Raw genomic sequence first — 22,641 nt, 5'->3', positions numbered from 1 at the left:
ATAGTATCTACTTGGCTCTTGAAAGTGCCCTGCCCCTATAGCTCAGTTGGCTAGAGCAGCTGACTCTTAATCAGCGTGTCCGGGGTTCGAGCCCCCGTGGGGGCACAGAGTCAAAGCCCAGCAATCGCAGTGGTTGCTGGGCTTCTTCATATCCTGGCAATATTCGAAGAATCCAAAATGTATGCTAAATGTATACCAAATAGCATCAGGGGAATTCTGGCACTCTCGGCCTAAAACGAGACCTTGCCGAAACGGGACACACTGGGGTCTGACGATGAATCGGGTGGCGTGTTCCTCGCGTCGCCTGTCTGCATCCTTCACGGGCACGGCGGTGGTCGTGAGGTATCTTGATGATGGCAGAAGAGTAGGGAGCCTGCTCTCTTGGGTAGGCATAAGGGGGCTGGCGTTGACGTATGTGACCATTCGCGATGTGGCTGAACGGGCGGGGGTATCACCCACCACCGTCTCGCAGATCCTGCACGGCAAAGGCCGCTTTTCGCGCAAGACCAGAGACTTTGTGCTGAGCATGGTCAAGTCCATGGGCTACGTGCCTGATTCCCGGGCCCGGGCCATGCGTTCTGATCCGGTCAAGACCGTGGGGCTGTTGGTGCCGGACTTGCGCAATGCCTATTTCGCAGACATGGTTGCCTCCATGGAGGAGGAGCTCTATGCCCGTGGCATTTCGACGCTGATTGGTTCTTTCGGCGAGGATTCGGCCCGACAGGATTCCTTTTTGCGCAACATCATGGGACAGCGGATCGACGGGGCCATCGTTGTGCCCAAAGGGGTGCCCACCCACGGCATTGAGGATGTGGTCAGGTGGGGGCTGCCCCTGGTCTTCGTGGACCGGCGGGTGCCTGGTCTGACTTCGGTGCCCTACATCGTTTCAGACCCCGGTCAGGGTATACGTCAGGCCCTGCAGGCTCTTTACCGGAAAGGCCATCGCCGCGTCGGCTTCGTCTCGCATTCCTCGCTGGCTTCGACCACCCTCTATGAGCGGGAGAGCGCCTTCCGTGAGCTGACTGCCGAGATGATGCCGGACTGTGACTGCCCGGTCGTGGATTGCCAGGGGGAGTACGACTCGCGTGTGGCGGGTCTGGATGTGCTGATGGCCCACCATGTCACGGCTGTCATCTTCGGCTACTCGCCGGACGCCATCACCATGATCGGGTTGATGCAGAAGCGTCAGCTCGTCATCGGGGCGGATATCTCGGTGGTTTCCTTCGATGACATCGAGGTCTTTCGGCTGATGACCCCGCAGGTGTCGGTCATATCCCAACAGGCCCAGGAGATGGGTCGCCGAGGTGTGCGGGAGGTGCTGGAGCTGATCGGGGCCCGTGAGGATGCCGCTGACGATGACGGGAAGGTTGCTTCGCCACAAGAGGCCAACGACAGCATGGAGCGGCACATGGTCGCTATTCCTACCATCTTCATTGCCAGGGATTCGATCGGCCCGATGCTTCGGAACTGATTGCAAGGCCATATACCATACCTGATATTGGACATCCGGTATTGACGCGCCGCTGTTGACAGCGATGATTTAACGTTTTATCGTAATCATACGACAGCGGTAAAACGTTAAACCAATGGCGTGAACGCTGTACACCGGATGATGACGAAGCGTCGACTTTCCGTGGAATTGCGGGGGAGAGTAATGCCGGCCATCAAGCCTCACGGTCACGACGACCGGGCGGTGGATGACTGCGGATGCGGGAATCGATGCTGACGAGAATGTCGCGTGGCAGCTCGTCTGATTCCGGTTGACGGAAGTTCCGAGAGGAACGGAAACGAGGAAATCAATGGAGAGCCGGAAGAAATCAATTCTATGCGTTGACACGGGTGTGGACGATGCCCTCGCACTTTGCTATGCCCTGTCTCACGAGGATCTTGACCTGATCGGGATCTGTGCCTCCTATGGCATGGCTACTGTCCCCAAGACCTACTCCAACACCAAGCACATTGTGAACAGTCTTGGCAAGGGCGACCAGATTCCGGTTTACATGGGATCTGAAAAGCCATTGCAGCGTGATCGAGAATATTCGGGCACTTTTCATGGCATGGATGGACTGGGCAATCAAAACCTTCCTGATATCAGTGGCGATGCCACTCCGGAAGAGTCGGTCGACTTTATCGTTGACAGCATCAAACGTTACGGGGAAGACCTGCAGATCATCACCACTGGGCCCATGACCGACATGGCCAAGGTGTTGCTGCGATTCCCCGACGGTCCCCTTCCAGGTTTCAGCATGGTCAGTATGGCTGGTGCAGCTATAACCCCGGGGAACTGCAATCTTTATTCCGAGGCGAATGTGATGGTGGATCCAGAAGCGGCCAAGATCTGCTTCGAATCGGGAGTCCCCATCACCATGGTTGGCTTGGATGTCACCAGGAAGACTCTGCTTACTGGGAAGGAATTGAAGGTCTGGCAGGGTTATGACAGTGAAAGCGCCAAGATTCTCAGTAAGGCCGTGGGGTTTTATCTTGAGGCCTACCGGGTTCACCACCCCTATCTGGCGGGCTGTGCTTTGCATGATCCTCTGGCTGTTGGTGTAGCCATGCATCCTGATCTGGTCACTACCATCCCGATGAACATCACCGTCGTGACTTCTGGGGAAGCCGATGGCGATACCGTGGAGAACCTCGACAAGGTGGCCGAAGAGCCTACCACCAAGGTGGCCCTGAGCGTGGACGGCGAGCGGTTCATGAAAGACTTCTACGCCCACATGGACGCGGTACTTCGCTAGGAAAGGCAATTGAGAGCAATGAACGAGAAATCTACCGACGAGCTTGAGGAGTCGTTGATCCTCAAGGCTATGCCTTTCATGATCTTCATCTGCTTCATGCAGGTCTTCAGCGATAAGATGTTTGGCATTGTTTCGCCTGACATTGCCGGGACTTTCGCTCTTTCCCCGGCTCAGGTGGGTTGGCTGACGACCATAGCATCCCTGGTATTCGGCGTGGGCGGCGCCATCTATTCCACGCTGTCGGACGATGTATCGCCGCGTAAGCTATTCACTGTCGGAACGGCTATGTTCGGCATCGGCTCCATCCTGATGGTTGCCTTCCAGTTCTCTTTCTGGCTGATCATCGCCGCCAGATCGGTGCAGGTAGCCGGCGCTGCTGTTATTCCTGGATGTTTCGTAGTCTTCGTGCGCAAGTATCTGTCTGCCGATAAGCAGGCCAAGTACCTTGGTTTCAATACAGCCATGTATCAGCTGTCAGCTGCCTTGGGTGCTGTGTTCGGCGGATTCGTCAGCAAATACCTGTCATGGCAGATGACCATGATCGTGCCTGTTATAGTGCTCATCGCCCTGCCGGCCGTTCGCAAATATCTTCCTGACAAGGCCAAGGAGACCGGCAAGCAGCCTGCCGAACGCATGAATGTGGTTTCCATTGTGATCTTTTCGATCGCTTTTGCGTTGATTCTTATGGCCATCAACAAGAATACGATTATGTGGTGGGGCTTGGCGCTTGCATCCGTCGTGGTCTATGTGATCTGCTCCAAGATGGTCAAGAACCCCATTATTGATATCACCCTGTTCAAGGTACCTAAGTTGGTGTCGGGTTCGCTGGTCGGCGCCATCGTCTATGGGGTACAGATGTCTTTCTTCTTCGTCTTCCCCTTCCTTATCAAGGCCAATTACGATGTGAGCAGCGCGACAGTCGGCATGATGTATTTGCCCGCTAACATCTGTGCATTTCTCTCTGGTATGTCATCAGGATTCATCACCAATAAGATCGGGTCGAAGAAAGGCTTCCAGTTGGGATGCCTGATCATCCTGCTCTCACAGTTGATGTTCGGATTCTGCCTGGGCGGAAACATCATCTTCATGTGGATAGCCCTTGCTCTCTTCGGGGTTGGATATACGGTTATCTACCCGGCATATAATTCGATTCTGCCGAATTCTCTGCCCAATGATGTTGTAGGGCGGTGCATGGCGGTCAACAATCTGCTCAACCGACTGATCAACACGGCCATGATAGCCGTTGCAGGCGTGCTCATGTCGGGCTCTGGTCTGGCCAAGAAGATCATTCCTGCCATGGGCCACACAGATAAGTCATTCATCTATTCCAATGTCTGCTTCATCTTTGCGGTGGTCATTGTCATTGGCATGGTGTCCTACTACTTCGTCTTCAGGAACGTGAAAGAGGACAAGCAGCAGGCCTGACGAGAATATTGCGAATTCATCGGCATTTCCATGACCGGTTCCCTGCTGTCCCTTGGACTGGTGGGGAACCTGGCATGGACCCGTAGCGCCGGGAGTGTACCTCTTGGCGCGGGAAGGAACCATGATGAAACGTGGTTTGCGATATGACTTCTCGCTGTTGGCCCTTCTGCTCATACCAGTAGGCGTCTCGGTCAATGTGGTGGGCTATCAGCTGTCCTCGATTCTGAAATTCCCTATCTTTATCGACCAGATAGGCACCCTCTTTGTGTCAATGCTCGGCGGCCCTTGGGTGGGCTTGGTGACGGGGCTCATGGGCAATGTGATCAACGGCATGCTCAATCCTGTGGCCTTCCCCTACGCATTGGTTGCCATGGCTACAGGGTTTGTGGCCGGGCTGCTCTCCCGCTGGCGGTGGTATACGAACATCGTCGGCGCAGTGGCTGCCTGCTTCGTGATCAGCATTGCGGCGGCCGTGGTCAAGGCGCCGGTCACCATAGCTGTCTTCGGCGGAGTCACCGGTGCCGGCAGCGATCTGCTCACGGCAGCCTTGCTGGTGACGGGGACCAGCCTGATCAAGTCGGTTTTTTCGACCAGCATCTTTACTGCAGTGGCCTCCACAGCCATCGACGTCTCGGTCAGCTGGGTGATTCTGCGCAAATTGCCGGACAGGTTCCTGATCAAGTTCAATTACGGATCCCCCTATGTCAGGAAGGTTGCCGCGGCATCATGACTGGTTTCATAGACCGACTGTATCCGTCCTCCAAGGCGGCCCTGGTGCTGCTTGCCATTATTGTCGGCATCTTCACCCCTGGGTACATTCTGCAATATGCCATGTTCCCGGTTTTCTTGTTGCTGGCGATTATGGCCGGTAACGGCATGAGGTTCTTCAAGGCCTTCCTCTCATCCGTGGGCACTGTCGTTCTGGTAATCTTCCTGGTGCAGGTCTTCATCGTCCGCTATCCAGACAGCGCGCATATCTGGGCATTCATTGCCTTGTCTCCGACGGGTCTGGACAAGAGCCTGGGAATCACTTCCAGAATCGTATCCAGCGCTTCGGCCATCATGTGGTACTTCCAGGTGACCACGCCCAAGGACATGGTCTACGCCATGGAACAAGCGCATCTGCCCAAGAAGGTCACGTTCGTGATCATGTCGACCATTGGCATGGTCCCTCAGGTGATCAACCGTTCCAGGACCATTATGGATGCGCAGAAATCCCGCGGCATCGAGACCGAGGGCAACGCCTGGGCACGGGTGAAGTCCTTCGTGCCCATGCTGGGACCATTGATTTTCTCCTTGATTCAGCAGACCGAGGAACACGCTCTGGCCTTGCAATCCCGTGCTTTCTTGGCGCCTGTTCCCAAGACCTCCCTCTATCGCCTGGACAAACACACGATCGACCGGGTGATTCAGGTGATCTGCTTGCTGCTGTTGATCCTGTTCATCGTATGGAGGGTCTGGAAATGAGTGTCATCAGTCTGGAACATGTGGGTTACCGTTATCCTCTGGGCCGTGAGGATGCCGTGCGTGATGTCTCCTTCCAGGTGGAGCAGGGGCAGGTCTGTGCGCTTCTGGGTGCCAACGGATCGGGGAAGACCACCATCTGCAATCTGATCCGCGGCTTCATACCGCGCTTTTATCGGGGAGAGCCAACGGGTCTGGTTCAGCTGGCCGGAAGGCCTGTGGAGCAATACGATGACGCGGAACTGACCGAAACCGTCGGCTACTCCTTTCAGAACCCTTTTACTCAGATGTCCGGTGTCAAGGACAATGTGCGGGAGGAGATCGCCTATGCGCTGGAGAACCTTGGCATAGAGAGGGAGGCGATGGCCGCACGAGTGGATGCCATGATAGAGCTGCTTCACCTGGGCGACATCGCCGATGCCAATCCGCTGGAGCTTTCCGGCGGGCAGCGGCAGCGCGTGGCCATTGCTGCGGTGTTGGTGACGGACCCGCCCATCGTCGTTTTGGATGAACCCACCTCCCAGCTGGATCCGCAGAGCACCGAGGATGTATTCAACATCATCGCTCTGCTCAAGCGCCAGGGCAAGACCGTCATCCTGGTTGAGCACAAAATCGATCTGGTGGCCCGTTATAGTGACCTGGTCATCCTCATGGAAGGCGGCCGGGTGGCCATGAGTGGGCCAGCGCGTCGTGTGCTGACCGATCCGCAGGTCTTGGATCATGGTGGTCAGTTGCCCGAGGTCACCCGCTTCTTTCTGGAGCGCAACAAGAAGCTGGGGTTGAATGATCCCGCGCCGCTCTCGGTCGAGGATGCCATAGAACGCTACGGACGGAAAGGGGCCTGAGGATGGCCTATCTTGAGTTGGATAAGGTCAGCTATACCTATCCAAATGGATATCAGGCTTTGCGGGAGGTCAGCCTGTCATGCGAGCTTGGGGAAGCTGTTGCCATCATAGGCCGCAATGGGGCCGGCAAGACCACCATGGTCAAACTCATGAATGGACTGCTCAAGCCCACTCATGGTCGCGTCATGGTGGACGGGACCGCCACGGATCAAGAGGATGCCGCCCATGTGGCAGCCAAGGTCGGCTATGTCTTTCAGAATCCGGACGATCAGATCTTCCAGGACAGCATCCGCCGGGAAATAGCCTATGGGCTGGTGAAAAAGCATGTTGCCCGGGAACGTATCGGGGGGCGGGTCGCTTGGGCCGCTGAAGTCTGCGGTTTGGAAGACAGCCTGGATTCCCATCCCTACGACCTCCCGTTCTCGCAGCGGAAGTTCGTCACCATAGCATCGGCTTTGGTCATGGATCCCCAGGTGCTGATTCTGGACGAGCCTACCGCCGGTCAGGACAGGGCTGCTACGGACCTGCTGGCAGGGATAATCCAGCAGGTGACGGCAATGGGTAAGACTGTCATCACCATCAGCCATGACATGGAGTTTGTTACCCGTCATTTCCAGCGTGGCGTCGTCATGGCCGACAGACAGATCCTCATGGATGGGCCCATCGCTCGGATCTTCAGGGATGATGATCTGCTTGAACAGGCCCATCTGGCCCGTCCCTACCTGGCGCAGCTAGCTCAGGCCTGGGGCTTCCATGACGTGCTCACCTCCGAGGATTTCATGGCAGCCCTGCCGCAGACATCGTTACTGACGAATCGGTGACACTGCCCCCCCCCCCCCCTGGGGTAATGTTCCTGCAGTTTACGCAGTCCAAGTGATTGGTTGAGTGGAATTCAACGAATTATTCGGATCAATGGGGATCGTGAGCGCTTCTCGGACTGGTGTCACCACATGTTTTTATTGAATGATGCCCATGCCTTGGCCCATGTATGACCGGTTGGTGTGAAGGATCGAGTGGAATATTCGCTCATGACCAGGTTGGCCGCTGAATGTGTCGGGAACGACGCGGTCGCCGACGTGGATCTGGAGGGCGCCAAGGGCCACCATTCCGGTTGGCTCACTATTGCCGTGGCATGGGATATGGCTTCGGAGTCATGTTTCCCGTGCTCATGCCCGGTGGGATATCCGGAGCCCACATCAATCCGGCCATGACTTTGGGGCAAGCCATCATCGGCATCTTCCCATGGAGCCAGGTTCTGCCTTATATTCTGGCGTAGCTGGTCGTCTACGTCTGCTACTTCCCGCACTACCGCGTAACCAAGGATCCTGCGCCGATTCCGGGCACCTTCTGCACCACTGATGCCTCGGAATCGCCTGTCGATTATTTTGTCAATGAGTTCTTTGGCTTGGCACCCCCGGTGCTGGTCCTGGGAGTCCTCTGCTGTCTGCAGGGCCATGGGGATCTAAGGGGTTGGCTGCCGCCTCCATCGTCGTCGGCTTGATCGTCTGGGGGGGGGGGCACCTCTCTGGGCGGTCCCACCGTCCCCGGTCTGAACCACACAGGCGATTTGGTGCTGCGCTTCCTGCACTGGATTCTGCCCATGCCCAATAAGGGGGACTCACGCTGAGGCGAGGCTTGGATTCCGGTGGTGGCGCCCATCATCGGTGCCATCGTCGGAGCGATGATTTCCAAGAATCTTTTCGCCGCCTGATCAGCGGTTTGGTGACAAGGTCCCGTGCTTCATTTTGGAGGCTCAGGACCTTATTCATTGCGTAGTCAAGCCTGTGTGTAGTCAAGCTTGAATGGTTCGTACTGGCATGGATATGATTGACCATATATGCCCGATTCCTCGCAATGAGTGCATCGGAGATGGGAAGGCAGGTACGACCATGGGGCGTCTTCAAGGCAGGAAAAAGCGCGAGCCGTTTGTGCTCGAGCACGCCAGTATCGCGACCGGTGATGAAAAAGGCACGGTCCAGAAGGATATGTCTGTTCTGGTGTCCGCGGACGGCCGGATAGAGCAGGTCTGCCCAACCCCGCTGGCCTACGTGCCTTCCGGATACCACCGGATCAACGCTACGGGCAAGTTTGTGGCACCTGGACTCATCAATGCCCATACCCATCTCTTTGCCGACGGCAAGCCCCTGTCTGGCGGTACGGACCTGTCGCCGCGTGTGGTCGACGCAGCCTTGAAAGTGGTGCACAGCCCTGCCGGCAGAGTCCTTATGGATGCCAGGATCAAAGGCACCGTTTCCACGTTGCTCAACTCGGGAGTGACGACCATTCGCACCCTGGGTGATGTGGGTTATGAGGCGGTTCGTCTGCGTGACAGGATTGACGCCGACGAGCTGACCGGTCCACGCATGCTGGCCGCCGGCCCCCTCCTGGCGATTCCCGGAGGACATGGCGATCCCTTCATCGCCCTGTCCTGCTCCTCTCCAGAAGAGGCTAGGCGTCGGACCAGGGAGAACCTGGACCATGGGGTCAATGCCATCAAGGTGGCTGCGACCGGAGGCGTCACCGATGCCACCAAGCTTGGTGAGGCCGGCAGTCCGCAGATGACCGAGGAGGAAATGGCTGCCGTCTGCGATGAGGCCCATGAGTTTGGCGTGCTCGTCGCAGCACATGCTCAGAGCCCCGAGGGGGTCAAGGCCGCTCTCAAGGCAGGCGTGGACACCATCGAGCATGGCAGTGTTCTTGACGACGAGATGATCGGGCTCTTCCTTGACAATCCGCGCTCGCTTCGCGGCTTCTCAGCCCTGGACCCCACGCTGTCCGCCGGACTGCCGCTGGTCAAGATCAGCCAGCAGGAGCTGGGAATCAGCGACATAGTTCGTGGCAACTCCGAACTGGTCGTCGACGGCATGGTCAAGAGCGCCAAGCAGGCTCATGAGAACGGTATTGCCGTCGGTGTCGGCACCGACACCGGCATGACCTTCGTGCCCCAGTACGGCACTTGGCGGGAACTCGACTATCTGGTGCGGTACGCTGACTTCACTCCGGCGCAGGCCTTCCACGCCGCCACCCAGGTCAATGCCCGAAACCTGGGCTTTGACAATGTCACTGGCTCGGTCGACACGGGTAAGGATGCGGATCTGATCGTCCTTGACGAGGACCCTGCCAAGAATATACGGACCCTGGCTGATCCCAAGCTGGTCATCGTTCGTGGCAAGCCGGTCTGGCGTCCTGAGGTCAAGCACTTCGAGGAAATCGATCGCCTGCTCGACAGCTTCTGATCATTTGCCTTGCGCGACCATTCAGGGGCGCGTGGCAGTTTGGCTGCCTGATGGTTTCCCGATGACCGGATGGTATGCAAGCATGTCGGTATGCACAAGGGAGAACCGAGAGTGGACCAGGCCGGCCAGGCCAAGGTCGTAGGAAGGTTGGCGCCTTCGCCGACCGGGCGAATGCATCTGGGCAATATCTATGCATGTCTGGCGGCCTGGCTTGGTGTCAGGTCACAAGGGCCTGGCGGGGTTCTGCGGCTTCGTATTGAAGACATAGACACGCCGCGGGTGGTCAAGGATGCCGATTGCTGGATCATGGACGACCTGGCCTGGCTGGGATTGGATTGGGATGGCGAGGTGGTCTACCAGTCCCAGCGCGCCGATGCCTACACTCAGGCATTGAATCAGCTGGAATCGCAGCAATTGGTAGGCGGGCAGCCGCTGATTTACCCCTGCTTCTGCTCCCGTGCCGACATCCGTGCGGCATCGGCGCCGAATGAAGGCGACGGATTCATCGTCTATCCGGGCACTTGCCGAGGACTTTCCCCTCAGGTGGTCAGTGAAAGGCTGGCTCGGGCGCAGAGGCACAGCCTGCGAATCGCAGTCCCTGATCAGCCCGACGAATCGGATGCCACCTGTCGTTTCGACGATTTGGTTTTTGGCCCCCAGTCCTTCGATTTGTCCAGGCAGGTCGGTGATGTGGTCGTCAGACGTTCGGATGGTTTGGTTTCCTACCAGCTGGCGGTGACGGTGGATGACCTGGCCATGGGTGTCAACCAGATTGTGCGGGGAAGGGACCTGCTGAGGTCCACGGCCATTCAGATGTGGATCCGGAATCATCTTCAGCCGCAGGCTTCTCGCGTTCAGTATGCCCATTTGCCGCTGATCGATGGCGTGGACGGCAGGAGGATGTCCAAGCGTTTCGGCTCACCGGACCTGGGATCACTGAGAAGAGACGGCTGGTCGTCCAGGCAGGTGTTGGGGGTCTGTGGCTGGCTTCTGGGACTCCTGGACCGTCCCAGACCTGCCAGTGCGCAGGAACTGTTGGATGGTTTCACGTGGAACACTCTGGCTGCTGACCGCAGGGACCGACAGCTGGATCTGAGCAAACTGAATGTTGCTGCCGCAAAGCCGAGTCTGTAAGCTCTTCGACCTGAATTTCGTCGTTGATTCCCTCCTTCTGCTTTCTTCCGGGCTTGTGGGATTGCCGGTATGAGCCACTGGCTACCATGGCCTCAGTCAAGGCTTCCGGATTTTTAAGGAGGTAGCCGGTCATGGTCGCCTATATGGACCACAAGGATCTGGGCAATCGGCAGGTCAGCCAGGAACGGGCCAGGCAGATTGCGGATGGTGTCAAGCGCGTGGCTGAAAGGATCGCCAAAGCGGAGGACTCCGCCGGTCGAAAAGAGGGCTCGGTAACCCTGCTGGCGGCCACCAAGACCCGCGATGTGGGCGAGATCATGGCAGCCATTGATGCAGGGGTGCGTCGGATCGGCGAGAACCGTCCCCAGGAGGTCACCGCCAAGGCCCAAGGATTGTTGGACCTCTGTCGGGATAGGGAACTGGCTCTTGGCGCCAATGCAGCAGACAGTGATTCACTAAGCGCCAGCGTGGGCTTCCATCTGATCGGGCAACTCCAATCCAACAAGATCAATAAGATCCTGCCATATGTCGACACGGTAGAGTCGGTCGACGGGCTCTCGCTGGCCCGGAAGCTGGCCACGCGGGCACTGGCTGTGGGCAGAACGGTGGGCATACTCCTGGAGGTCAATGAGTCCGGCGAGCAGGCCAAGTCGGGATGCGCTCCAGACCAGGCCCTGGATCTGGCTTATGAACTGGCTGCTATGGAGGGAATCCGGCTTAAGGGCCTGATGACCGTCGGTGCACATGTGGACGACGAGGCTGTCATCAGGAGCGGATTCGCCCATCTGCGCGGTCTGCGCGACCGTATCAGGGATTCTGGAGAGCCGGGCACCGACACCTGCGCCATGCTGTCCATGGGAATGACCGGAGACATGGAGTATGCGGTGGCTGAGGGGTCGACCGAGGTTCGTGTAGGCACAGCTATTTTCGGCCCAAGGGCTTTTATCTGACCAGCCACCATCTGTTTGGGAGCCCGATTCTGTCAAGAGGCCCGGTCTGGGGCTAGACTGTGCCCTATGAGAATCGCGCGTTTTTCCTACAAGGACACCCCACGATACGCCTTCGTGCAAACCGACAAGCAGGACGGCAAGGATTATCTGGTCGAGCTGAGCGGCTACCCCCTGACCGGTCAGCAGGTCGAACCCACCGGCAAGCGTTACCCCCTGGACGACGAGGATGTGCGGCTGTTGGCCCCGGTCATCCCCTCCAAGATCTACGGGGCGGCCAAGAACTACCGCGCCCATGCCGCCTACATGGCTGAGCATGGCCAGTCCTCGAACCCGGAGCCACCGGAGAAGCTCATGCTCTTCATGAAGCCCTCCACCTCGGTCATCGGTCCTGACGACCCCATCGTCAAGCCCTCTTACAGCAAGGACATGAATTACGAGCCCGAAGTAGCCGTTGTCATAGGCAGGATGGCCCGGAAGGTGAGCGTCAACGAGGCCATGGACTATGTGCTGGGCTACACCTGTGTCAATGACGTAACCCTGCGCGACCTGCAGAAGAACGACCCCATGTGGACCCGTTGCAAGGGCTTTGACACCGCCTGCCCCCTCGGGCCTTGGATCGAGACCGACCTGGACTATCGGGATGCGAAGATCTCCTTCAAGCTCAACGGGGAAGATGTGCCTGAGGCCAGCGGTACCACCGCCAACCTGATCCACTCCATCCCTGAGCAGATCGCCTTCATCTCCAGCTTCGCCACCCTGCTGCCTGGCGATGTCATCATGACCGGTACCCCTAACGCCACAGGTTCGTTGAAGAACCGTGATGAGGCCACGGTCCAGGTGGAGGGAATCGGATACCTGCGCAATGTGGTCATCGATGAGTAGCAAATAATAAGGAAAAAAGCAAGGTAAAAACTTGAGTCGTTTAGGCTCAAGTTTGGGAATAGGTATCCTCCTTTCGCTGTTGTAGAAGACAGATGAAACCGTGACGAGGCCGGGTGAGTGATTTGGCTGGCCCCGCCAAGAATGTTGGAGGATGCTCTATGAACGAAAACTTCACCACCATGGCTCAGCAGGCCATCGGCGATGCCATCCAGTCGGCCTCGGCGGCCGGCAACCCCCAGGTGGATGTGCTCCACCTGCTGGACTCCCTGCTGCGTCAGCAGTCTGGCGTAGTCCCCGGACTGATTCAGGCAGCAGGTGGTGACAGTCAACGGGTCGGAGCCGAGGTCCGTCAGGCCCTGGTGGCTCTGCCGTCAGCCAGCGGATCCACGGCTTCGCAGCCCGATGCCAGCCGTCAGCTCAGCATGGCTCTGGCTCAGGCCGAGAAGGAAATGCAGGCCATGGGGGACGAATACGTCTCCACCGAGCACCTGCTCATCGCCATCGCCCAGGGTCCCTCGCAGGCCGCCGATATCCTGAACCGGAACGGCCTGCAGGCCGACACCCTGCGCAAGGCCGTGCCCCAGGTGCGCGGCGGTGCCAAGGTGACCAGCCCGGATGCCGAGGGCACCTACAAGGCCCTGGAGAAGTACTCCACCGATCTGACCGCCCAGGCCAAGGAGGGTAAGCTGGACCCGGTCATCGGCAGGGACCAGGAGATTCGTCGTGTCATGCAGATCCTGTCCCGGCGGACCAAGAACAACCCGGTCCTTATCGGCGAGCCCGGTGTGGGCAAGACAGCCGTGGTCGAGGGTCTGGCCGAACGCATCGTGGCCGGTGATGTGCCCACAACTTTGCAAGGCAAGAGGCTGATCTCCCTGGACCTGAGCTCCATGGTGGCTGGCAGCAAGTACCGTGGCGAATTCGAGGAGCGCCTCAAGGCCGTCCTCAACGAGATCAAGAGCGCCAACGGTCAGGTCATCACCTTCATCGATGAGATCCACACCATCGTCGGGGCGGGTGCCGCCGAAGGGTCCATGGACGCAGGCAACATGCTCAAGCCCATGCTGGCCAGGGGCGAACTGCGCCTGATCGGCGCCACCACCCTGGACGAGTACCGTGAGAACATCGAGAAGGACCCGGCTCTGGAGCGCCGCTTCCAGCAGGTCTTCGTGGGTGAGCCCTCCGTGGAGGATACCGTGGCCATCCTGCGTGGTCTCAAGCAGCGTTACGAGGCCCACCACAAGGTGACCATCGGGGATGATGCCCTGGTGGCTGCGGCCACCCTGTCCAACCGGTACATCTCGGGTCGTCAGCTGCCTGACAAGGCCATCGACCTGGTTGATGAGGCCGCTGCCCACCTGCGGATGGAGCTGGATTCCCAGCCTGAGGAGATCGACGAGCTTCAACGCCGCGTCACCCGTCTGGAGATGGAGGAGATGCAGCTGAAGAAGGCCGATGACCCGGCCTCCAAGGACCGCCTGAGCAAGCTGCAGGCCGAACTGGCGGACTCCCGCGAGAAGCTGGGCGGTCTCAAGGCCCGTTGGGAGAATGAGAAGGCCGGTCACAACAAGGTCGGCGACCTGCGTGCCCAGCTGGACGCCAAGCGGGTCGAGGCCGACAAGGCCACCCGCGAGGGTGATCTGGAGAAGGCCTCCCGCATCCTCTACGGGGAGATTCCTGGCATTCGCAAGCAGCTGGCCCAGGCGGAGAACGCCGCCGAGCAGGCCAAGAATACCGCCAATGATGCTGGTCCCGATGGGGCTGACATCGCCGGCGGTCCGGCGCAGGAGCCCATGGTTCCCGACCATGTTGATGCGGATTCCGTGGCTGAGATCGTCTCTGACTGGACTGGGATTCCCGTAGGACGGCTCATGGAGGGCGAGAACGAGAAGCTCCTGCATATGGAGGACTACCTGGGCAAGCGGGTGGTCGGCCAGCAGGAGGCCATCCATGCGGTATCCGACGCGGTCCGGCGCTCGCGTGCCGGCATCGCCGACCCTGACAGGCCCACCGGATCCTTCATGTTCCTGGGCCCCACCGGAGTAGGCAAGACGGAGCTGGCCAAGGCCCTGGCCGACTTCCTCTTCGACGACGAGAAGGCCATGGTCCGCATCGACATGTCAGAGTACATGGAGAAGGCCTCGGTCTCTCGTCTGATCGGTGCTGCTCCCGGCTACGTGGGCTATGAGGAGGGCGGCCAGCTGACCGAGGCCGTACGTCGGCGGCCCTACTCGGTGGTCCTCTTCGACGAGGTGGAGAAGGCCAACCCTGAGGTCTTCGATCTGCTCCTGCAGGTTCTGGACGACGGCAGGCTGACCGATGGCCAGGGCAGGACGGTGGACTTCAAGAACACCATCCTGATCATGACCTCCAACCTGGGCTCGCAGTTCCTGGTCCGGGACGACCTGGATGAGGAGGCCAAGCGCAAGGCCGTTATGGACGCGGTGCACGCCAACTTCAAGCCCGAGTTCATCAACCGGCTGGACGATCTTGTCATCTTCCATCCGCTGACCCGCGACGAACTGGGTTCCATTGTGGACATCCAGGTCAAGCAGGTGGCCCAGCGGTTGACCGACCGGCGCATCACCCTTGATGTCACCGACTCCGCTAGGGAGTGGCTGGCCAACATGGGCTACGATCCGGCCTTCGGCGCTCGTCCTCTGCGTAGGTTGGTCCAGACCGAGGTGGGCGATCAGCTGGCCAGGATGCTGCTGGCTGGCAAGGTCCACGACGGCGACACGGTCCTGGTGGACCAGACCGGTGGCGACCATCTGGAGTTGACCGCCTGGCCCACTGAGAATCTGGTCGATGACTCGGTCACGGTCGACGATGTGACTGCTGATGGCGATGCCGATGCCGGCGATGGCGGACACGATGGTGGTCGTGGCCGTCATGCCGCGCGGGGCGACGATCAGGATCAGACCCAACCTCGCTGAGATCAGTGGGGGTCGGCGCCGGGATCATTCCCGGATGCCGACCCCAATTTGCATCCTATGGTTTTTGCCGATTCAATCCATGGCTGCAGCCGGGTCCTTGCCCTCTTGCATGGACTCCCACTGGCTGTCGACGATGATCTGAGGGCGCCGTGCAGCGACTGTCGGAAGCTGGTCCGTGTCGATCAGGGCGAGGTGCAGCCAGCGGCGGCGCAGGTGCCGCAGCCGGTGCAGACGACGAACGTTGAGCATGGCCAGGATGGTGGATAGGGCCCCTGTTACTGCTGCGATCATGGGGTTGAGCATCCAGCCCAGGAAAGGTTGGCAGATTCCGGTGGCAATCACCAGGGCGATGATGTTGTAGATGGTGGACCAGGTCAGGTTCTGCCTGATGACCCGGGTGGTGGCTCGGCTCAGTTCTATGGCCCTGCTGGTCCCGTCCAGGTCGCCCTGGTGCAGGATCAGGTCCGGCTGCGGCAGGGCGATGTCGTCTGCGGCATCGTCCGTGTCAGCCTGGAGTTTTGGACCCAACGTGATGCCCACCTGTGCTCTGTCCGTCAGCCCGGGATCCGCTGTGGTCCCAGCCGCCAGAGCCACCAGGCTGGTTCGCCCCTGCTTTGCGGCGGAGGCGGTGTCTTGACCGGTCCGATCCGCTGGGATGCCTCTGCTGGTCCGGGTCAGGTCGTGATTGAGCCGATCCATGCACTCGCGCTTGCGCTCGGGGGTCAGACGGGTGATCAGCATATCCACACCCGCCTGACGGGCTGCCCGCTCAATCCTGTCGTCCGGCTGTCGGCTCCCATCCAGGATCAGGCTGCGTACCCGCAGGGAACGTAGATGGGTGGCGGTCCGGGTCAGGGATTCCGCCTTGACCCCCTGGCCCTCCGAGTCGCCGGGATCCAGCAGAGAGGAGTCGTCCAGGATCAGGCTGCGTACCCGGCCCAGGTGGTTCATGGCCCGTGGCGAGGTGAAGAGCAGACCATGGGCCAGGCCCGTCTCCAGGCTGGTTCGGAAGGCCATGGGGATGGTCATGGCTGCGACGGCGGGGCAGGCGATGGTCAGCACACAGACGGCATTGCCTACAGCGTGGGCCAGGTGAGGTTGCGGTCCCAGCATGAGCCAGAGCATGAAGGTCCAAGCAGCCAGAATCATGATCAGGGCGATGGCTGTATGGACGATACGATCCAACCTGCGCATGGCGGGGGATCGCTCGACCAGGGCCTGGGGGATGATTTTCACGAGCCTGGCTGCATAGGTGTTGTCGCCTGCGGCATCCACGCGGATGGACAGTCGGCCCTCCAGGACCTTGCTGGAGGCCAGGATTCGGTCGCCGGGTCCGCATGGCCGGGGTCGTTCACCGCCGGTCAGCTCGCTGTCGTCCACCAGGGCCGACCCTGACTCCACAACCCCATCGGCGGCTGGACGCTCTCCTGTGCGTACCAGGAGCAGATCGCCTGGGCGGATCCGGTCACGTGCACGGATTTGGGCGGGAACCGTCTGCGGATGTTCGGAATCGGCCACCAGACCTGAGGCTGGACGGATCTCTGTCAGGTGGTTCAAGGAGGCCACCAGGGAGGCTTCCATTCTGGTGCCGATGACCCGGGCCAGTAAGAGGAGGGTGATGACCACGCCGACCAGATCGAAGTAGGGGGATCGGGAGCCCTCAGGCAGCAGGGACCCGGCCAGGCAGGTGGCAAGGCTGTACAGGTAGGCCAGGCTTGTGGCCAGCATGGCCAGAAGATCGGGGCTGCAGCGGTGCTCGGTCATGGCCGTCCACCCGTCCATGAGTATTCCGCGGCCGCAGTAGAAGATGACCGGGGTTATCAGAATGGCCTGGACCCAGGGGCTGGTCAGCCAGGAGGGAATCAGATCGGGGCCGAAGCGGTCGAACAGATCCAGAACCAGAACGGGCGCGGTCAGCAGGGCACTTACGATGGTCGGCCTGAGCAGACGGTGGCTGCGGGAGTCCAGATCGGCCCCCCATTTGCCCCAGTCCTCGGGATCGCGCCAGGAGCGGTTGGTCGGGGAGTCCGCGGCTGCATCCTGGTCGCTGGTGTGGGCCGACGGCATAAGGAAGTACCAGATGATCAGCCAGGTGACCGCACAGGCCACGACCAGATCGGCTATCGCCAGGAAGATATCGATACCCACGGATCTCCTTCGGTCTTGCTCCAACCCCTTGATATTTCCTATTCTGCCCTTTATTGCGGTCCGGCACCGGTCTTAAGGCCGATTCCTTGCGGAAAAAACGAATTCTCCAATTATCACCGGCAGCCTGCCGCGCCGATCTGGTTTCCGGGTCCAGTGCAGGAGGTTTACTAGAACATATGTTCGATTCTACGTCATCGGTGGTCATGGTGGTGCTTCTCCTGCTGATCGGTATAGTCCTGGGAGGACTGGCCGGATATGTGCTGGGTCGCGCCCAGGGTCGAAGGGCCGTCGGCATGGGGTCCGACGGCCAGGTGGATGAGCTGCGCTCGCAGCTGGATCAGGCCCAGGAACGGCTCCATGGATCCGATGCGGCTCTGGTGGAGGCACGGACCAAGGTGGACGGCCTGAACCGCGAGCTCTCCTTTGTCAAGTCCCAGCTGGCCCAAGCCCAGCAGGCCGAGCAGATCAGAATCGAGCAGGAGCGCCGCCGTGCACAGGCTCAGGAAGAGGAGAAGCGGCGCAGGCAGGCTCAGAATCTCGAGGAGGAGAGCAAGGTGCTCTCGGCTCTGGCCCCAGTGCAGAAGAATCTGGACGCCCTCCAGCACAAGGTGGCCCAGATCGAGGAGGGCCGCAAGCAGGAGATGGGCTCCCTGGGGCAGCAGCTGAAGAGTCTGGGCGAGCAGCAGGGGAGACTGGACAAGGAGACCAGCTCTTTGGCTTCGGCCCTGCGCAACAACAAGGTACGCGGCGCCTGGGGCGAGGCTCAGCTCAGGAATATTGTCGAGTCTGCTGGGCTCTTGGAGCATGTCGACTTCGACACCCAGGTTGTGGTCACCGCCTCGGATGGCCGCGTTCTGCGTCCCGACATGGTGGTTCATCTACCCGGCGGCAAGACCATTCCTATCGATGCAAAGGCTCCCTATTCCGACTATCAGCGGGCCTGCGAGATCCCCGACGCCGCTTCCGATGACGAACTGCACCGTCGTGACGAGCTGCTCAAGGCGCATGCCCGGGCCCTGCGCGAGCACGTCAAGGCCCTGGCCGACAAGGAGTATTGGAACGCCTTCGATACGGCCCCGGACTTTGTGGTGGCCTTCATCCCCAACGACTCCCTTCTGCAAGCCGCCCTGGAGGTGGATCCCACCCTGATGGACGACGCTTTCGCACAGAAAGTGGCCCTGACCTCGCCGGTGACCCTCTGGGCTGTGCTCAAGTCGGTGGCCTACGCCTGGCAGCAGCAGAACCTGTCCGAGGACGCCCGCACCCTCTTTACGCTCACCCACGAGCTCTATGACCGTTTTGTGGTTCTGGGCGATCGGGCCAACAAACTGGGCCGTTCCATCACCGCCACGGTGACCGCCTACAACAAGTTCGCCTCCTCTTTGGAGTCGCGCGTTCTGGTCACCGCCCGCAAGCTGCAGCAGATGGATCCCTCCAAGGTCATCGATTCGGTCGACATGATCGATTCAGACAAGGGCAATATCAGGGAGCTGACCGCTCCGGAAGTTTTGCCTGACCAAGGGCAGTGAGTGCCGCTTAGGGGCCTCCGGCGCTAGTCTGATAAGCATGAACGAGGCAACGAAGAGACAAGAGGGTTCATCCTTCAGGCCCACCGGGTCGCCTGATCTGGTCGGGCGCAAATCCGACGTGGACCTGCCTGAGCCGGTCGATCAGCTGCGTGAACTCCTGACCCAGGAGATTGGCGGGCGTCCCTTCACCGAGCTGAGCGGGGTTACCTTCCACCACCGCGGGGCCGAACTTGCCGGTCATGTGCTTCTGGACACCCTGGAGGATGCGGGCTATTCAGTCGACGATTTCGATGCGGTCGGGGCCCTGACCGCCGCTGCCGTGCCACTGGCTGATGCCATGCTCCATGCGGCGGCTTCACGCGGTCAGGATCTGGACGCTTTCGTTATGGACTTCGTCTACCCCTCCATCAAAGGCCCCTCCATCGAGGGCAGGCGGGTCATCCTGCTGGATGCCTGGCTGGGCCGGAAATCCTATGTGCAGACCTCGTCCCTGGTTACCTTGGGCAAGAATAACGAACTCAATCTTGACTGCGGGATTATCCAGCGTCAGGGTGCCAAGACGCTGGCCATCGCCTCGCTGGTGGGTGGCCGGACCGATGGCAGCATCCAGGTGGTCGATCCGGTGGACGAATCCCGGCAAAGGCTGCCTTTCATCTGTGCCTACCAGGAGGATCAATTCGTCGGTGCCGCCGATGACTCTCCGGAGCGGTCATGAGGGAGCCTGACCCGGTGACCCGAGCAGCCATGGCCTCAGATGAGCCTGTTTTCCGGGAGGTGGGGGTCGGCCCTTGGCGGGAGGAGCATCCCGAGCGGCCCCTGCCGACGGAGCCGTGCTATGACCCTGAACTGCTGGAGCAGGGGGATCGGCGCAACGTCCTGGACCGGTACCGCTATTGGAGGGTCGAGGCCATTCGGGACGACCTGGATCGCCGGGGTCGCCATGATTTCGAGGTGGCTGTGGAGAACTGGACCCACGATTTCAATATCGGCTCCATGGTCCGAACCGCCAACGCCTTCGCAGCTCGCCGCGTCCATATAGTCGGTCCTCACAAATGGAATCGCAAGGGGTCGTTGATGACCGAGCTCTATCAGCATGTGGTCCACGACCCCGACATAGCAACCATGACGGCCACCCTGCAAGAAGAGGCGGCCGGACAGGGGGAGCCCGCCCCCCGCATAATCGCCATCGACAACGTCCCCGGGGCTATCCCCATGGAGACCTACCGCTTTCCTCGTCGCTGCCTGCTCATGTTCGGCGCCGAGGGGCCGGGGCTGTCCAAGAAGGCCTTGGAGCTGGCCGACGATGTGGTTTACATCTCCCAGTTCGGATCGGTGCGCTCCATCAACGCGGGGGCTGCGGCTGCCGTGGCCATGCACTCCTGGATCTGCCAGCATGCCGGAGTTGCGGGTCAGTCGGACCGGGGGACTCTGCCATGATTGTCGTCGACTCGCTGACCAAGCGCTTTGGCTCCCGCAAGGCGCTGAACCGCGTCTCCTTTACGGCCAGGGACGGTCGGGTGACCGGGTTTGTGGGGCCCAAAGGGGCCGGCAAGTCGACAGCACTGCGCATTGCTCTGGGGCTGGTTCGCCCTGACACAGGCAAGGCCCTGTTCGATGGCCAGCCCTTCGTCCGGCTTTCATCGCCCATGCGGACAGCGGGAGCGGTACTGAATCCACGCAACGCCCATCCTGCCTGCAAGGCCAGAGATCACCTGCTGGCCTTGGCTGTGGTCAATGGCATTGATCATCGTCGGGTGGACCAGGTGCTTGAGATGGTCGGTCTGCAATCGGTCGCCGACAGGCCGACGGGATCCCTTTCTCTGGGGATGAGTCAGCGGCTGGCCCTGGCCGCTGCCCTGCTGGGTGAACCGCACAACCTGGTTCTGGATGATCCCCTTGACGGTCTGGATCCGGAGGGAGCCGACCGGGTGAGGGACATCTGGCGCGGCCTTGCCTCGCAGGGCAGGGCGGTCCTCCTAAGCTCCCGTAAGATAAACGAGGTGGCTCAAATCGCCGACGATCTGGTCATCATCGCCAAGGGAAGGGTCCTGGAGAGAACGACAGTGGCCCGATTCATCGGCGAGCACTCCCGGGACTCCATCTATGCGGTAACGCCGCAGCCCGACCAGTTAAGGGCCGCCCTGGCCACGGCTGCCGGAATCAGCATCACCCGTCTGCCGCCAGACGAGAGCTGTCCGCCGGATGCCGCCCGTTTCCGCATCCAGGGCGCGCCCCTGGCTTCGACAGCCTCGATTCTGGCCCAGGAGGGCGTGGTGCTCTACGACTTCCAGCCGGAGAAAGCCTCCTTGGAGCAGGCCTACAAGGACATGATTCACGGCAGAAGGGATGCGCGGCCATGAGTGCCGACAGCGGCCGCCGAGTCCGCCGGAGTCGGCGAGAGGTACCCGCAGGGCCTGATAATGCAACCCCACGGCATGGCTCCGCCTTCACGCGGCTGCGTCGGACTTCGGTGCTGTCCTTCCTGGATTCGCGTCGTCCGTCAGGTCAGCTGACCCTTTTCGGGGCGGTCCGAGGGGAGCTGCGCAAGATGCTCTCCCTACGATCTACCTGGGTCCTCCTCCTGATCGTCATGCTGTTACAGCCATTGAGCGCCGGCCTGATGGCCTGTGCGACCCGGGTCCTGGCTGGCCCGGGTCGGCAGACCAATCACCTTCCGGATCACCTGCTGCCTGCCTCCGGTGACGTTTTCCGGTCGGCCGTCGTTTCGGGCCTGTTCCCGGCCATGATTGTGGCGGGCATTCTGGGTGTTCTGGTCCTTACTCGCGAGTTTTCCGGAGCCAACATTGAGAGCACGCTGACGGCCAATCCTCGTCGGGGCATGGTCCTGATGGCCAAGGGTCTTGCCTTGGCCTTATTGACTTGGTTGGCGGCACAGATAGGCCTGCTGCTCAGCTGGATTTTGGCGACACTGCTTCTGTCGGGCGGATCGGGGGCCTTGCCTGCCTACAAGCCCGGGCTGGTCCTGATTGATTTGCTGGGTGGCCCGCTCATGGTGGTCCTCTTTGCTTTGATGGCCCTGGGTCTGGGGGCCGTGAGCCGCTCCAAGGCTGGTGGGATCGGCCTGTTCCTGGGGCTGACCGTGATTCTGCCATTGATTCTGGGACTCCTGGCGGGTTTGGTCCCTCATGCCGACTGGCTGCAGATTCCCTTCAGCCTGACCCCAACCAGCCTGCTGAGCACCTTCCTTTCAGGTCTGGGCCAGGCAGCAGGGGCAGGCAGCGGATGGTGGCCCACCTGGTGGCAGTCGGGCCTGATCATGATGGTCTGGACGGCCCTATGCTGTGCTCCGGGAACCCTGGTCTTTCGGCGCGCAGACATCGGTTGACC

At 60.3% G+C, this 22,641-nt stretch carries 18 protein-coding genes, 1 tRNA gene and 1 pseudogene; 19 read left to right on the top strand and 1 reads right to left on the bottom strand.

Going from position 1 to position 22,641, the window contains the following annotated elements:
• Nucleotides 1-31 precede the first annotated feature (31 nt).
• The 14 genes and pseudogenes from H3S97_RS02750 (at nucleotide 32) to clpB (ending at nucleotide 15,616) form a co-directional block, all read left to right on the top strand.
• Nucleotides 32-105: transfer RNA gene (locus tag H3S97_RS02750), tRNA-Lys, on the top strand.
• Nucleotides 106-430: 325 nt separating this feature from the next.
• Entirely contained in the window at nucleotides 431-1,471 is a 1,041-nt protein-coding gene (locus H3S97_RS02745) for a substrate-binding domain-containing protein (RefSeq protein ID WP_332468256.1), read from the top strand.
• 328 nt (nucleotides 1,472-1,799) lie between these two features.
• Nucleotides 1,800-2,744, top strand: a complete 945-nt coding sequence (locus H3S97_RS02740) for a nucleoside hydrolase (RefSeq protein ID WP_198219534.1) — start codon at nucleotides 1,800-1,802, stop codon at nucleotides 2,742-2,744.
• Between the two features lie 18 nt (nucleotides 2,745-2,762).
• Nucleotides 2,763-4,169, top strand: coding sequence for an MFS transporter (locus tag H3S97_RS02735; protein WP_198177200.1), 1,407 nt, complete (start codon nucleotides 2,763-2,765; stop codon nucleotides 4,167-4,169).
• Nucleotides 4,170-4,293: 124 nt separating this feature from the next.
• Nucleotides 4,294-4,899 carry an ECF transporter S component gene (locus H3S97_RS02730; RefSeq protein WP_232342754.1) on the top strand — a complete coding sequence of 202 codons (606 nt, stop codon included), beginning with the start codon at nucleotides 4,294-4,296 and terminating at the stop codon, nucleotides 4,897-4,899.
• Nucleotides 4,896-5,636 carry an energy-coupling factor transporter transmembrane component T gene (locus H3S97_RS02725; RefSeq protein ID WP_198205760.1) on the top strand — a complete coding sequence of 247 codons (741 nt, stop codon included), beginning with the start codon at nucleotides 4,896-4,898 and terminating at the stop codon, nucleotides 5,634-5,636. Before H3S97_RS02730 ends, H3S97_RS02725 begins: the two co-directional genes overlap by 4 nt.
• Nucleotides 5,633-6,478: an energy-coupling factor ABC transporter ATP-binding protein gene (locus H3S97_RS02720; protein WP_198219532.1), complete on the top strand. Its 846-nt coding sequence runs from the start codon at nucleotides 5,633-5,635 to the stop codon at nucleotides 6,476-6,478. The genes H3S97_RS02725 and H3S97_RS02720 overlap by 4 nt, the downstream gene beginning before the upstream one ends.
• A 2-nt stretch (nucleotides 6,479-6,480) precedes the next feature.
• Entirely contained in the window at nucleotides 6,481-7,299 is an 819-nt protein-coding gene (locus tag H3S97_RS02715) for an energy-coupling factor ABC transporter ATP-binding protein (RefSeq protein ID WP_198219531.1), read from the top strand.
• Between the two features lie 192 nt (nucleotides 7,300-7,491).
• Nucleotides 7,492-8,189 (top strand): annotated as a pseudogene (locus H3S97_RS02710) (MIP/aquaporin family protein).
• A gap of 178 nt (nucleotides 8,190-8,367) precedes the next feature.
• Complete coding sequence (locus H3S97_RS02705; RefSeq protein WP_198219530.1) at nucleotides 8,368-9,714, top strand: metal-dependent hydrolase family protein; 1,347 nt, start codon at nucleotides 8,368-8,370, stop codon at nucleotides 9,712-9,714.
• Between the two features lie 90 nt (nucleotides 9,715-9,804).
• Nucleotides 9,805-10,848: a glutamyl-Q tRNA(Asp) synthetase gene (locus H3S97_RS02700; RefSeq protein ID WP_198219529.1), complete on the top strand. Its 1,044-nt coding sequence runs from the start codon at nucleotides 9,805-9,807 to the stop codon at nucleotides 10,846-10,848.
• A gap of 131 nt (nucleotides 10,849-10,979) precedes the next feature.
• A complete protein-coding gene (locus tag H3S97_RS02695; protein ID WP_198219528.1) occupies nucleotides 10,980-11,798 on the top strand; it encodes a YggS family pyridoxal phosphate-dependent enzyme in 819 nt (272 codons plus the stop codon).
• Between the two features lie 66 nt (nucleotides 11,799-11,864).
• Entirely contained in the window at nucleotides 11,865-12,680 is an 816-nt protein-coding gene (locus H3S97_RS02690) for a fumarylacetoacetate hydrolase family protein (RefSeq protein WP_198219527.1), read from the top strand.
• Nucleotides 12,681-12,838: 158 nt separating this feature from the next.
• Nucleotides 12,839-15,616 carry an ATP-dependent chaperone ClpB gene (gene clpB / locus H3S97_RS02685; RefSeq protein WP_198219526.1) on the top strand — a complete coding sequence of 926 codons (2,778 nt, stop codon included), beginning with the start codon at nucleotides 12,839-12,841 and terminating at the stop codon, nucleotides 15,614-15,616.
• Between the two features lie 72 nt (nucleotides 15,617-15,688).
• On the opposite strand, the gene H3S97_RS02680 is transcribed toward clpB, so the two are convergent.
• On the bottom strand, nucleotides 15,689-17,764 hold the full coding sequence (locus H3S97_RS02680) for a P-type ATPase (RefSeq protein WP_198219525.1): 2,076 nt from the start codon (nucleotides 17,762-17,764) through the stop codon (nucleotides 15,689-15,691).
• Between the two features lie 176 nt (nucleotides 17,765-17,940).
• On the opposite strand from H3S97_RS02680, the gene rmuC reads away from it, so the two are divergent.
• From rmuC to H3S97_RS02655, 5 genes are read left to right on the top strand one after another with little or no spacing between them, the layout of a single operon-like run.
• Nucleotides 17,941-19,293, top strand: coding sequence for a DNA recombination protein RmuC (rmuC, locus tag H3S97_RS02675; protein ID WP_198177210.1), 1,353 nt, complete (start codon nucleotides 17,941-17,943; stop codon nucleotides 19,291-19,293).
• 37 nt (nucleotides 19,294-19,330) lie between these two features.
• The gene (locus H3S97_RS02670) at nucleotides 19,331-20,008 is read left to right on the top strand and encodes a type I phosphoribosyltransferase (RefSeq protein WP_198177211.1); all 678 of its coding nucleotides are present in this window, start codon (nucleotides 19,331-19,333) and stop codon (nucleotides 20,006-20,008) included.
• Nucleotides 20,005-20,730: a TrmH family RNA methyltransferase gene (locus H3S97_RS02665; protein ID WP_198177212.1), complete on the top strand. Its 726-nt coding sequence runs from the start codon at nucleotides 20,005-20,007 to the stop codon at nucleotides 20,728-20,730. Before H3S97_RS02670 ends, H3S97_RS02665 begins: the two co-directional genes overlap by 4 nt.
• Entirely contained in the window at nucleotides 20,727-21,653 is a 927-nt protein-coding gene (locus H3S97_RS02660) for an ATP-binding cassette domain-containing protein (protein ID WP_198177213.1), read from the top strand. The genes H3S97_RS02665 and H3S97_RS02660 overlap by 4 nt, the downstream gene beginning before the upstream one ends.
• Nucleotides 21,650-22,639, top strand: a complete 990-nt coding sequence (locus H3S97_RS02655) for an ABC transporter permease subunit (protein ID WP_198187876.1) — start codon at nucleotides 21,650-21,652, stop codon at nucleotides 22,637-22,639. The genes H3S97_RS02660 and H3S97_RS02655 overlap by 4 nt, the downstream gene beginning before the upstream one ends.
• The last annotated feature ends 2 nt before the right edge of the window (nucleotides 22,640-22,641 follow it).

Source organism: Bifidobacterium choladohabitans, assembly GCF_016102005.1.
GTDB classification, from domain to species: Bacteria; Actinomycetota; Actinomycetes; order Actinomycetales; family Bifidobacteriaceae; genus Bombiscardovia; species Bombiscardovia choladohabitans.
The sequence above is the reverse complement of the archived record's forward strand: the minus strand, read 5'-3'. Positions and strand labels throughout refer to the sequence as shown.

What these genes read in the sequence shown, in the direction of transcription:
- H3S97_RS02740 (WP_198219534.1), top strand. Translation starts at nt 1,800, where the DNA reads ATGGAGAGCCGGAAGAAATCAATTCTATGCGTTGACACGGGTGTGGAC.
- H3S97_RS02735 (WP_198177200.1), top strand. Translation starts at nt 2,763, where the DNA reads ATGAACGAGAAATCTACCGACGAGCTTGAGGAGTCGTTGATCCTCAAG.
- H3S97_RS02730 (WP_232342754.1), top strand. Translation starts at nt 4,294, where the DNA reads ATGAAACGTGGTTTGCGATATGACTTCTCGCTGTTGGCCCTTCTGCTC.
- H3S97_RS02725 (WP_198205760.1), top strand. Translation starts at nt 4,896, where the DNA reads ATGACTGGTTTCATAGACCGACTGTATCCGTCCTCCAAGGCGGCCCTG.
- H3S97_RS02720 (WP_198219532.1), top strand. Translation starts at nt 5,633, where the DNA reads ATGAGTGTCATCAGTCTGGAACATGTGGGTTACCGTTATCCTCTGGGC.
- H3S97_RS02715 (WP_198219531.1), top strand. Translation starts at nt 6,481, where the DNA reads ATGGCCTATCTTGAGTTGGATAAGGTCAGCTATACCTATCCAAATGGA.
- H3S97_RS02705 (WP_198219530.1), top strand. Translation starts at nt 8,368, where the DNA reads ATGGGGCGTCTTCAAGGCAGGAAAAAGCGCGAGCCGTTTGTGCTCGAG.
- H3S97_RS02700 (WP_198219529.1), top strand. Translation starts at nt 9,805, where the DNA reads ATGCACAAGGGAGAACCGAGAGTGGACCAGGCCGGCCAGGCCAAGGTC.
- H3S97_RS02695 (WP_198219528.1), top strand. Translation starts at nt 10,980, where the DNA reads ATGGTCGCCTATATGGACCACAAGGATCTGGGCAATCGGCAGGTCAGC.
- H3S97_RS02690 (WP_198219527.1), top strand. Translation starts at nt 11,865, where the DNA reads ATGAGAATCGCGCGTTTTTCCTACAAGGACACCCCACGATACGCCTTC.
- clpB (WP_198219526.1), top strand. Translation starts at nt 12,839, where the DNA reads ATGAACGAAAACTTCACCACCATGGCTCAGCAGGCCATCGGCGATGCC.
- rmuC (WP_198177210.1), top strand. Translation starts at nt 17,941, where the DNA reads ATGTTCGATTCTACGTCATCGGTGGTCATGGTGGTGCTTCTCCTGCTG.
- H3S97_RS02670 (WP_198177211.1), top strand. Translation starts at nt 19,331, where the DNA reads ATGAACGAGGCAACGAAGAGACAAGAGGGTTCATCCTTCAGGCCCACC.
- H3S97_RS02665 (WP_198177212.1), top strand. Translation starts at nt 20,005, where the DNA reads ATGAGGGAGCCTGACCCGGTGACCCGAGCAGCCATGGCCTCAGATGAG.
- H3S97_RS02660 (WP_198177213.1), top strand. Translation starts at nt 20,727, where the DNA reads ATGATTGTCGTCGACTCGCTGACCAAGCGCTTTGGCTCCCGCAAGGCG.
- H3S97_RS02655 (WP_198187876.1), top strand. Translation starts at nt 21,650, where the DNA reads ATGAGTGCCGACAGCGGCCGCCGAGTCCGCCGGAGTCGGCGAGAGGTA.